The sequence below is a fragment of the Actinomadura roseirufa genome (assembly GCF_900659635.1).
In the GTDB taxonomy this organism is placed as follows: Bacteria; Actinomycetota; Actinomycetes; order Streptosporangiales; family Streptosporangiaceae; genus Spirillospora; species Spirillospora roseirufa.
The window spans coordinates 1-10525 of the sequence record NZ_CAACVB010000253.1 but is presented as its reverse complement, the minus strand read 5'-3'; the positions used below and the strand labels follow the sequence as shown (position 1 = coordinate 10525).

The window sequence follows — 10525 nt, the reverse complement described above, 5'->3', positions numbered from 1 at the left end:
CCTTCACCTTTCGAATCCAGGTAAGTCATCAGACCCAGGAACACCCTCCAAATTCCTCCCGGCTGAGCCGGGGATATGACAAGGCGCCTCGCGGCGCACGGTGAAGTACCACTGACGGCCTCCGTCGTCCCGGCGGGAACGACACGAGATCGTGTCGGAGGCGTGGCGCACGTCGTCACAGCACCCGCGTCGGTTCGGGTTGACGACCTTGAGACCGTCCCTGGTCAAGTCGACCTGAAAACGGCGCGCGGCCAGGTGAGCGCCAAGGGCGGCGAGCCTGACCCATGAGACCCCACGACCGTCCATCACGGGGCGCGCGGCGTCCTGCTCCAACTCTTCAGCCATCACGCCGCCGCCTCGATCCCGGTTCCAGCGCAACGCGGGCACACCTCAGGAACCCGAGCCGGACCCGCCACCGCCACCGCGTCGGCCGGGACGATCACCAGCCGTCTCCGGGGGAGTACGTACTTCTGCCGCCGTCCTCCGCACGAAACACACGGCTCGGACGGTGGGGTGTTCGCAGGGGTGTTCCGCAAGGTGGGGACTCCTTGGCCGCTTCTGAACGTCGTCCGACGACGTTAAGAGCGGATCGGGCACACAACCCGAACTCTCAGTTCGGGTCGCCTCCCAGTACGGGTCCCTACGAGGCCACCAGGCCGATACGACCGGCCAGCGCCCGCACCTGGGGCGCCATGCTCGGCCGAGCACGCTTCAGCAGCCCACGCACCAGATCACGCGCCAGCAGGTTGTAGCGCAGATCCTCCGGCCCGCTTCCCTCCGCGCTCATCAGGTGCAGCAACACCGCCGCGTCATCGCGCCGCTGCTCATGCAGACGCGCCAACTCCAGGTAGAACGTTGTCTGCCGCTCCAGCGACGGCGACGAGGTCACATCGATCCGGTCCGCGATGCTCAGCCCCTCGGCCGACTCGCCCGCCTCCATCTCGACACTCATCGCATGCAGATGGACGTTCGTCGGCCCGAACACCGTCCACATCACGTTGCCCTCACCGGTCGACTCGGCCGCCGGCAACGCATGCTCCCGCAGCCGATCCCGAGCCGCCCACGCGTCCCCCTGCCGCACCGAGGCGACCGACGCCACCAGCCACAGAGCCCCCGCCATCGCCAACCAGTCACCCCCGGCATCCAAGTGCGGCTTGAGTTCCTCGATCGCATGCACGGCCGTCTCCTCCGCGGCCTCCGCCTCGTTCTGCGCGATCAGGATGTGACCCAGGTTCCAGTGCGCCGCCGAGATCCTCAGCGGATCATCCGTCTCGTACGCGGCAGCGATCGCACGGTCAGCGGCCAGCAACGACAGGTCCGTCCGCCCGATCCGCTTCGCGAACGTCCGCAGCAGAAAGTACATGTCCGACGACAGCGCCGCCGCCTCCCGCCGCTGCTCAACCTCCCCGAACGCCCGAAACGACCGCGCCGCCGCCTGGACATCCGACAGCAACGCCGGGAAGACCTCCGCTCCCTCGGTGTACCGCCGCGGCGACCGCTGCCAGATCCCCCAGGCCGCATCAACCCTGCGCCGCAGCTCCACCAAGTCGACGCCCTCAGCACCGCTCGGGCCGCCGTAGGACATCATCCGACGATGAAGATCCGAGGCCACCGGGTGAATCGTCCCGTCCTGCTCGAACCGCGGTTCCCCCAGCAGCGCCGACACCTGAACATCCAGGATCCGAGCGAACTTGTGCAGCAGCCCGACCGTAGGCGTCTTCGCCCCCCGCTCGATCTGCGAGACGTAGTCCTCACTCACGCCCGCGAGCCCAGCGACCACCGCCTGTGTCTTCCTCCGCCCCTGCCGGTAGAACCGCAAGCGCTCGCCAATGCCGATCTCGCCTGACTCAAACACGTTCACTCCCGGAGGGCGGGAAGACTAGGCAGGGACCAGGGTAGGCAGCCAAGGACCGCGACCGCAGCACGAGAAGGATGTGACGGGATGCACAAAGTCATCCTCTGGGACATCGACCACACACTCATCGAGACCGGCGGAGTCGGAAGCCAGGTCTTCAAGGACGCCTTCGAGCAGGTCACCGGCCGCAAGATCGACCGCTTGGCCGACGTCACCGGCCGCACCGAACAGGTCATCTTCCGCGAGACCCTGGCGCTCTACGACGTTGAAGACCCTGGCGACTACTTCCCCAAGTTCGTCGAAGTCCAGGCCGCCGGCTACCGAGCCCGAGCAGACGAGATGCGCCAACGAGGCCGAGTCCTCCCTGGAGCCCGCGAAGCCCTGCAAGCCTTCGCCGAGCGACCTGAAATCACCCAAACTGTCCTCACGGGCAACCCCAAGCCCTCAGCCATAGCCAAACTAGAAATCTTCGACATAGCCCACTACCTCGACCTAGAAATAGGCGCCTACGGCACAGACGACGCAGACCGCCCCAACCTAGTCCCCATAGCCCAAACCCGAGCCACCACCCGCACCGGCCACACCTACACCCGCGAAACCACCTACATAATCGGCGACACAGTAAGCGATGTAGAAGCCGCCCAAAAAGGCGGAGCGCAGATAATAGCGGTAGCCTCCGGACGCACGACGAGCGAAGAACTACGCAAAGCCGGAGCCTCTATTTGCCTTACAGGCCTCGATGATGATGCAGCTATGGTGAGGACCGTCCTCTAGAGGAGATCATGATCTGCTCATGGGTGCGCTGGTCGGCTCCCCCAGCCGTCCGCCGCCTCGACGACCGCCTCTGTGCCCGCCGCCTAGATCGGTCGTGATCGTTTCAGCGACACGCCGGGGTCTCGTGCACAACCGGAGGCTCGCTGCAATCGCACTCCATGTACGCTCGCCCACAAGGCATCCAGCCAGGAGCTTTACCCTGGGGTCCTCATCGTCCCTACGAGGGTTCGCAACAGGTAGAAGCCGGTTCAGCGTTGCCGACAAGCCGAGGTCCTCATCGCCCCTACGAGGGTTCGCAACCTTGGAGGAAGGTGGTCATGAAGTAGGCCCGGTACCAGTCCTCATCGCCCCTGCGAGGGTTCGCAACATGGTCCCGGCCGCGACCGCGCGGAGCTGCTTGAGCCGTCCTCATCGCCACTACGAGGGTTCGCAACGGCACGACGACCGGCGTCCCGAAGCCGGTTGCGGGTCCTCATCGGCCCTACGAGGGTCCGCAACACGCGGCGGGCAATGTCCTCCTCACGTAGGTGCTAATGGCGGTCTTGCTCGTGAGGCGCATGAACAGATACCCGGCGTTGCCGAATTGAGCTGTTTTGGATCAAGGGGGCGGCGACGCTCGCCTCGCCGCCCCGGCCGCCCGGCTCCGCCGGACGGCGCGTGCGGCGTGGGCGCCGGTCACCGCCCGACGGCCCCGGACGGCCGCCCATCGCGACACCGGGCGCCGGCCCCTCGTCTCACCGCCGCCGCCACGTCCGCGCCGCCGCCCTGGAGCATCAGGACCCGTTCGGCGACGAGCACCAGGGATGACCCGTGGCCGAGCATGGTTGCAGGCATCACGGTCAGTTTGGGGATTGGTTGAGCGTGCGCTACTGGGGGACCCCGTGGTCCCCCAGACCCCCCCTGGTTCCGAAGGGCACTTCCGCGCGAATCCGTCTGTCACGGGTTGCGCGCCGTTCGCGCGGAAGTACCCTCCGGCTCGGTCCGCGTCGGTTCGGGCGTGCGTTGCGGCCGCAAGCTCTCAGTAGCCCCTGCCCTCTGCCCCTTGCCCCCTGCGGAGCGTTCGTCAGGGTTGCCGGAAGACAGGCGGCGGAGGGCCAGGCACGTAACCCGGCGGAGCAGGCACGAGGCCCGGCGGGACCGGCGGGGGTTGGGTCCGAGAGATCACGTACTCACAGAAGATCCGGACCACCAGCAGCGACGCCACCCCGAAGCCGATGACGACGGGTGCCGCTAGCCACATGGCCCAGCCGAGCCAGACAGCAAACGACCAGATCCACAGCAGCGCGAACAGCGTGCCGAAGACGATCACCACCAGGGCGAAGGCGTAGACCCACCGCACGAGGATCGGTGTCACCCTGCGTTCAAACTTCAGATCGAGCAAGGTCCCAGCCACGGATGGACGATGCGCCGGGTGGGAGGGCGGTCCGAAGTGGGGGTTTGCCATGATCACAGCCTCTCAGATGTACGCCCTCAGGTGTGGCTCCCGGGAGCCACTGCGGGAGCCACACGGATGAATGATCTTGGACCGGAACGAACTCGTTTGGACGGACCGCAGGCGATCGACTGAGGGTACGGACTGATCCGGACAGATACGGTGATCGTTTGGGTATCTTGTAAACAGAAGGTTAGGGGTTCAAGTCCCCTCGCCGGCTCCCACGTCAGACCCCCTCGCGACCACCGCAAGGGGCCCCCGCTAACGGATACAGCAGCGCAGGACCCCGAGCACCTGAAACAAGGCGTTCATGACCGGCCGCCGCTCAGAGCACGTCCGCCGCAGCCGCGACGGAAGTATCCGGACCGGCCACCACGACCCGCGACGCCCGGTAGGCGATCCCCCACCGCTTCTGACCACCGATGGTCTGCTCCCACGGGAACGCCACCAGCCCCACCGGCGTCACGATCTGCCCGATCGACACATCCTGATCACCCGACAGCGACACGTTCACCAACTCCACCCGACCCGTCGCGTCCGCCGCCGACAGCCCGACCGTGAACACCGTCCTGCCCTCACGGTCCACCTTCACCTCCCCCGTCTCCTGACTCACCAGCTTGGGACGCGGCGCCGACACGCACACGAAGGTCAGTGCGGAGACGTCGACAGGGATGTTGCGCATGCTGAATACACCTCTCGTCCACCTGCTGAGCAGGCGTTACGGATACGAGGAGCACACACGCCAACAGGACGAACGGGGTAGCATCGAAGCGCCAACCAGGGTGCTAACCGCATCCGGCCTGGGCGGGTCTCCCGCTCAGGCCACTTTCATGTGTGGCCTGTCTCGCCGTTCAAGAGCGCCCTTTCGCCCCTGAAACACGAAGAGCGTTCGTGTTGAGTCCTCACCTCCCGCTAGGAGAGCTTCAGCGTCAACACGAACGCTACCCCGTACTCAGAGTAACTACTAGTACTTCAAGTACTATGACACGTACTTTTTCTACGTGCCTACTCGGGCTGCGAGTTCTCGCAGGTCAGATGAGGGTGGATCCTGCATGGTCAACAGATCGGACACGACCTGACGCACGACTCGGTGGTTACGTATCTGCTCCGGCGTGATGGACTCAGCGTCCAGCAGCGCGGCGACGGCCTCGTCGACCTGTCGCCGTTGGGCATGGGCGCGGGCCAGGTCGATCTGGAGTCGGGCACGCCGCTCTCCCGACAACGTCGAGGTGTCGACGTCCGCGCCCACTCGAAGCGCATGACCGGCGTCGCCGACCTCGACCGCCACGGCGACCTCGTGAAGCGCGACATTCGCCGGGCCGAACTCCGTGTTGTAGTCGTTGCGTCCATCCCCGAGCCGCTGGGCTACGTCGCGAGCGCGCGCCAGGTGCTCGTATGCGACGTCCGCCTGATTTAGGCGGGACGCGGTCACGGCGCGTTGAAGCGTCAGACCGCCCCACAGCGACATCGCCTCGGGCTTGCCCTGGTCGACCAGGAACCACAGCGCCTCGGCAGCGGTTCGCGCGTTCTCCTCCGTCTGGTCGAAGTGCCGCGCACCTAGGAACACGAAACCGAGGCGGAATGCACCGGCCGCCATCATCAGCGGGTCGCCGGCGCGCTCGGCGGCAACGATCGCGCGATCGGCGGCGATCCAGGCCGCCTCCGGTTCGCCGAGTTTGGACAAGGCCGCCGAGCAGGCTTGGTAGGTCACCGCCAGAAGATCGAACAGCTCTGCCCGCAGATCCTCAGACGCCGACCGCACAGCCGATTCCAGGGCGGGCACCAGGCCCCGAAGCAGGTCCGCCAGCTCTACGTACTTGCTCTCGTGGGCCAGTTCCCACGCCTGCTCCACCCGTGGCTTGATCTCCGCCGTCGGCGGGACGGGCGCCGAGTGAAGCATGGCGCGAAGGGAGTGGGCGCCGGACAGGACCAGGCGCAACCCGGCCGAGCCTGGCAGTTCCTCGGTCGACGCGGCGACCATTGGAGCCTCGGCCGCCAGCTCCGAGAGCGGAAGTTCGAGAACCTCGGCGACCCGCTCCAGGACCGACATGCGATCGACCTTGCGCACGCCGCGCTCCACCTGCGACACCCAGGCCACAGACCGATCGATCAGCCGCGCCAGTTCGGCCTGGGAGAGTCCGCGCCGCTTGCGCTCCTGAGCGATCCGACGTCCCAGGGCCCTCTGATACTCGTTGCTCACCCGTTCGTTCCCTTGCCCGTTTGAAGGTCCAACCGGTCGACCTCCGTCGAGGCGAGCAGTTCCTCACGAGCGCTGAGGAAGCGTCGCGTGTGCGGCTGTTTCTCGTGCGCGTCGAAGGCGGCCTGGTCCCGGTACAGCTCGTAGAACATCCGCTGCAATGGCTGCCCGTCGACCTTATGCACCGCGTAGACGAGCGTGCCCGGTTCCTCTGTCTTGATCTTGCTGACCGTCTCGGCCACCAGCTGATCGAACGCGTCCGCGCCGTCCTCATCCTTGCAGGTGAACCGAACCACCAAGCCGAACACCGGCACCCTCCCTCGTCGATCTCTACGAGACCAGTACTTATTGTGCGACGCAAGTACCTGAAGTGACTTGCACTTGGAATACTGTACCCGTACTTTGAGTGCCAATCACGGAGACCTGGCTCTGAGCAGCGAGATCACCGTGAGACGGCCGACAGATGACCTCTATGAGGACCGTCCGAAGGGAGCAAAATGTCTGTTCCACCGGATGCCCCTAGGCGGGGCACTGCGGACCGGAACCCACATCCGCTGGACACACGGCCCGAGTGGCGGGACGCGGCTCAGGCTCTTATCGCCGCCCTCGACAAGCGCGGCCTGACGGCGACCCCATGGGGACACGGAGCCGTCCTGGCCCGCAACCCCAACGGTGAACCGGCAACCGACAACCTGCTCGGTCAGGTGATGAGCCCCGGCTTGCGACAGGAGGTCAGGTGCCGCCCGCACGGACCCGACCGTGAGTTGTGGTGGCACTGGGTCTGGGCCGGCCCGACGCGCAAGTCGGAACCCGAACTCGAACCGCTATGCCTGCTCTGGGAAACCGAGTTCGCAGCCGACCGCTTGGCGCGCGTCCTCGCACTCACCGAGACGGGCGACCAGTGATCGACGAGTCGGCTCTCACCCTGCGATTGTGGGGACGCCGCGCCCGCCGGTTCGTCCGCTGGTTCGGCACCCGAGACCGCCAGGACCGCCTCGCCATGTGGCACCTTGACCGCCTCGCCCACGCACTCGCCGACAACGGCTGGCGGACCAAACGACGCTTCGACGTCTCCCCGGCAACCCTGCGCGTCGGACCGACCAGCCACGCGCCGGCGACCGAGGAACTCACCGCCACCCACTTCGGACGCTGGGTCTACCTCACCCACAGCAGCCCGCTCCCCATCCCCTGCGCCGACCTGCCGAACGCGGTGACCGAGGTCGAACGCATTCTCTGGCACCGGCTCAGCCCGCACAGAATCGACCAGGGCCCGGCGTGAACGGCAGCGCCGAGCGCCAGAGAGCCGCCCGAAACCTCGCTGACCAGTTCCCCGGCGTCCACGACTGGTACGGCGAGCACACCCACCAGCGGTGGGCCATGGTTCCCGGCCAAAACGGCTTGCGCCTGCTGTCGGCTGTCGACATTCGCCATCTCCGCGACCAGATCACCAACAGCCAGACATGGCGACGGCGATGATGAACGAGCCCAGCCACTTTCCCGGCCACGAAGGCATCAACTGGCAGTGCCCGGTGGGCTGTCTGGGCATCCGCACCGTGGGCGACCTGGTCCACCTGCTCACTTCGGCAAGCCATCTCGTCCCTATGGGACAACCAGGATGGATCACCCTCGCCCAATCCCGCACGACCCGACCCCACACCGAGCACACCGAAGCCTGCCCGCTGTCCTGTTTGGACCTGTCGGCCAGACTCCTCAACCCCCTTCGACGCCGATGGCCGGAACCAGAAACCATCGGTGACCTGATCGGGCTCCTGCAACGAGGTCAGCTCAAAGAGACCCGCAACCTCGGCCCGCACAGGATCGAAGAGGCGCGAACCGCCCTCACCCAAGCCGGATTCGACATCACCCACCCCACCTAAAGACCCGACACCCCAGTACCCACCAACCGCGCCGGCCCCTGCCTCCCAAGACCCCACCAGCCAAGGAGCCAGGGGCCGAGCCACACCCAAACAGCCCCCAGAACCTAGACCACAGCCCCGCGGACGCGCGGATGAGAACTTTTTCTACGTCTTCAAGGGCGCCGCTTCGCGTCGCCGGGCGGCCGCGCCGGGCGTGCGGCCTCTCCGGGCCGGTCCCGCCCCGGCCGCCCTCCAAGCTGTGCCCCTTGCCGAAGCTTGGGTCCTCCACCGCACATGGAAAGACCTCAAACGATAGGGTCGGCTGCAACGCAGGAGGGTGGCATGCAAGGCTTCAGGCTTACACGGGTTCGAATCAAAAACTATCGCAGCATCGAGGCTTGCGACATAAAACTTGGTTCACTTGCATTTCTAGTCGGACCAAACGGTTCCGGGAAAAGCAACTTCCTGGACGCCCTACGCCTGGTTGCAGACTCCCTTAGAACGTCCATAGATCACGCCATCAGGGATCGTGGCGGCATATCGGAGATTCGTCGACGTTCAACAGGTCATCCTAGAAATTTTTCGATACGTCTCGATTTTACAACGCCAATCATGAGTGGGCACTATGCGTTTGAACTAGGTGCGCGCGAAGGTGGCGATTGGTCCGTCGTCCGCGAATCGTGTCGCGTAGAGAATGTCTCTCTTGAAGAACCTTCAGCTTGGTACCAAGTACTTCGAGGGAAGATAGTAGAGGCAAGCGAGAAGGTCCTGCCTGCTGTCAGCGACGATCGCCTGCTTCTCGTCGCCTTGTCGGGCAACCCTACCTTCCGTCCGGTTTACGATGGTCTAAGCGAGATGGGATTCTACAATCTGAATCCTGAAGCAATCAGGGAACTCCAGTCGCCCGATGCCGGTGAACTCCTCCGACGGGACGGAGCCAATGTAGCAAGTGTACTCGGGCGACTTGCACGGCGATATCCAGGGGCCAAGATTCGCATTGAGGAATACCTGTCAACGGTCGTCCCTGGGATCAGTTCCGTTGATCGGAAAACCTTGGGTCCCAAGGAGACGCTAGAATTCCGACAGACGATTCAGGGCGGAAAACACTCATGGCGTTTTTCTGCATCCGGCATGTCTGATGGAACACTGCGCGCCTTGGCCGTGCTGGTTGCGCTCTTCCAGGTGCCAAGCAGCGAAGCGGGTCTTCCGCTGATAGCCATCGAGGAGCCGGAAGTCGCTCTCCACCCTGCCGCTGCGGGCGTCCTCAGAGATGCTCTTGCGGAAGCGAGCGAAACACGTCAAGTCCTAGCGAGCAGCCATAGCCCGGAGTTGCTCGACTCGCCCAACTTGGGCCCTGAGCAGATTATCGCCGTTACGGCTGAAGCAGGCACCTCGAAGCTTGCTAGACCAGATAAGGCAGGTATCGAAGCGCTGCAGGAGCGTCTCTATACCGCTGGCGAACTATTGCGACTCAATCAATTGATACCAGAAGATAAAGAAGCGCACCCCAAGGCCCGACAGATGAAACTCTTCGAGGATTGAAAATGGAGAGCTTCGTCCTCTCGTCGATCGTTGAGGGTCATGGAGAAGTTGCAGCCCTACCTGTTATGCTACGCCGACTGTGTGCGCGCGCCAACATTTACAATGTGGCGATACCTCCACCGGTGCGAATCCCTAGGAACAAGATGTTCCAGGGAGCCGACTTGAAGCGCGCCCTCCTGCTCTCCTCTAAGCGCGTCACAGACACTGGGGGAATTTTTGTTCTCTTCGATAGTGACGACGATTGCCCAGTGGATGCCGCTCGGCAACTCCGCCAAATTGCAGATGAGCTGAAACTTCAGTGTCCGATAGCCCTTGTTGCCGCACAGCGCGAATATGAATCAATCTTCCTCGCCGCTTTGCCTTCATTGATAGCCAGCGGCACAGCGAAGCCATCTTATAAAATATCTCGCACTCCCGAGTCGATCAGAGGCGCGAAAGAGGAGATTAGGCGTGCACTCATAAGCGAAAAGTACAAAGAAACCCAGGAGCAGGAGCGACTCACCGCAAAGATTGATCTGGAAGAGGCTCTCACCTGCCGATGGCTGCAAAAACTCGACCGTGAACTACGTGTGATGCTGAAGGTTGTAGACTCCTAGGTCGCTTAACCTTCGTTGAGTCTGCTGGTTGAGCGTGCGTGAAGCGGGGGCCTCGCGGCCCCCAGCCCCCCGCGGGCCGGAGGCCGCGTCCATGGGAGTGGTGTAAGAAAAGGCCACCCCGTGATCCGCTGTGCTAGAGAGCTTCAATAGTTGGGGTTACCGACTGTGTCTTGGTGGTGACTGGCCTGTCGGGTGTGGGCGGGTTTCCCTTGGTGGATGCGGTATGGCGAGGGCGGCGGGTTGACCGCTGTGGAGCGGGCGCGGCGGGAGGCG

At 64.4% G+C, this 10525-nt stretch carries 12 protein-coding genes; 6 read left to right on the top strand and 6 right to left on the bottom strand.

Annotation, left to right across the window (positions count from 1 at the left end):
- Positions 1 to 640 precede the first annotated feature (640 nt).
- Complete coding sequence (locus E1291_RS33760; RefSeq protein WP_131742131.1) at positions 641 to 1861, bottom strand: helix-turn-helix domain-containing protein; 1221 nt, start codon at positions 1859 to 1861, stop codon at positions 641 to 643.
- An 81-nt stretch (positions 1862 to 1942) separates the two neighbouring features.
- Between E1291_RS33760 and E1291_RS33755 the strand changes: the two genes are divergently transcribed.
- Positions 1943 to 2629: an HAD hydrolase-like protein gene (locus tag E1291_RS33755; RefSeq protein ID WP_131742130.1), complete on the top strand. Its 687-nt coding sequence runs from the start codon at positions 1943 to 1945 to the stop codon at positions 2627 to 2629.
- Positions 2630 to 3304: 675 nt separating this feature from the next.
- On the opposite strand, the gene E1291_RS42535 is transcribed toward E1291_RS33755, so the two are convergent.
- The 5 genes from E1291_RS42535 to E1291_RS33735 form a co-directional block, all read right to left on the bottom strand.
- Entirely contained in the window at positions 3305 to 3463 is a 159-nt protein-coding gene (locus E1291_RS42535; RefSeq protein WP_165495416.1) for a hypothetical protein, read from the bottom strand.
- 229 nt (positions 3464 to 3692) lie between these two features.
- Positions 3693 to 4022 (bottom strand): DUF4282 domain-containing protein, encoded by a 330-nt coding sequence (locus E1291_RS33750; protein WP_165495415.1) that lies wholly within the window; start codon positions 4020 to 4022, stop codon positions 3693 to 3695.
- Between the two features lie 364 nt (positions 4023 to 4386).
- Complete coding sequence (locus E1291_RS33745) at positions 4387 to 4743, bottom strand: SCO3933 family regulatory protein (RefSeq protein ID WP_131742128.1); 357 nt, start codon at positions 4741 to 4743, stop codon at positions 4387 to 4389.
- 315 nt (positions 4744 to 5058) lie between these two features.
- Entirely contained in the window at positions 5059 to 6261 is a 1203-nt protein-coding gene (locus E1291_RS33740; protein WP_131742127.1) for a helix-turn-helix domain-containing protein, read from the bottom strand.
- Positions 6258 to 6566 carry a putative quinol monooxygenase gene (locus tag E1291_RS33735; protein ID WP_131742126.1) on the bottom strand — a complete coding sequence of 103 codons (309 nt, stop codon included), beginning with the start codon at positions 6564 to 6566 and terminating at the stop codon, positions 6258 to 6260. The genes E1291_RS33740 and E1291_RS33735 overlap by 4 nt, the downstream gene beginning before the upstream one ends.
- A gap of 593 nt (positions 6567 to 7159) precedes the next feature.
- Here E1291_RS33735 and E1291_RS33730 point away from each other — a divergent pair.
- The 5 genes from E1291_RS33730 (at position 7160) to E1291_RS33710 (ending at position 10252) form a co-directional block, all read left to right on the top strand.
- Entirely contained in the window at positions 7160 to 7537 is a 378-nt protein-coding gene (locus tag E1291_RS33730) for a hypothetical protein (RefSeq protein WP_131742125.1), read from the top strand.
- Positions 7534 to 7734: a hypothetical protein gene (locus tag E1291_RS33725; RefSeq protein WP_131742124.1), complete on the top strand. Its 201-nt coding sequence runs from the start codon at positions 7534 to 7536 to the stop codon at positions 7732 to 7734. Before E1291_RS33730 ends, E1291_RS33725 begins: the two co-directional genes overlap by 4 nt.
- Entirely contained in the window at positions 7719 to 8135 is a 417-nt protein-coding gene (locus E1291_RS33720) for a DNA-directed RNA polymerase subunit alpha C-terminal domain-containing protein (protein ID WP_131742123.1), read from the top strand. Before E1291_RS33725 ends, E1291_RS33720 begins: the two co-directional genes overlap by 16 nt.
- Before the next feature lie 273 nt (positions 8136 to 8408).
- Positions 8409 to 9656 carry an AAA family ATPase gene (locus E1291_RS33715; RefSeq protein ID WP_306434493.1) on the top strand — a complete coding sequence of 416 codons (1248 nt, stop codon included), beginning with the start codon at positions 8409 to 8411 and terminating at the stop codon, positions 9654 to 9656.
- 2 nt (positions 9657 to 9658) lie between these two features.
- Positions 9659 to 10252 (top strand): DUF4276 family protein, encoded by a 594-nt coding sequence (locus tag E1291_RS33710; RefSeq protein ID WP_131742121.1) that lies wholly within the window; start codon positions 9659 to 9661, stop codon positions 10250 to 10252.
- Positions 10253 to 10525 lie beyond the last annotated feature (273 nt).

Excerpts from the sequence above, each read along its gene's own strand:
- E1291_RS33755 (WP_131742130.1), top strand. The coding sequence starts at position 1,943 with ATGCACAAAGTCATCCTCTGGGACATCGACCACACACTCATCGAGACC.
- E1291_RS42535 (WP_165495416.1), bottom strand. The coding sequence starts at position 3,463 with ATGCCTGCAACCATGCTCGGCCACGGGTCATCCCTGGTGCTCGTCGCC.
- E1291_RS33745 (WP_131742128.1), bottom strand. The coding sequence starts at position 4,743 with ATGCGCAACATCCCTGTCGACGTCTCCGCACTGACCTTCGTGTGCGTG.
- E1291_RS33720 (WP_131742123.1), top strand. The coding sequence starts at position 7,719 with ATGGCGACGGCGATGATGAACGAGCCCAGCCACTTTCCCGGCCACGAA.
- E1291_RS33715 (WP_306434493.1), top strand. The coding sequence starts at position 8,409 with ATGGAAAGACCTCAAACGATAGGGTCGGCTGCAACGCAGGAGGGTGGC.
- E1291_RS33710 (WP_131742121.1), top strand. The coding sequence starts at position 9,659 with ATGGAGAGCTTCGTCCTCTCGTCGATCGTTGAGGGTCATGGAGAAGTT.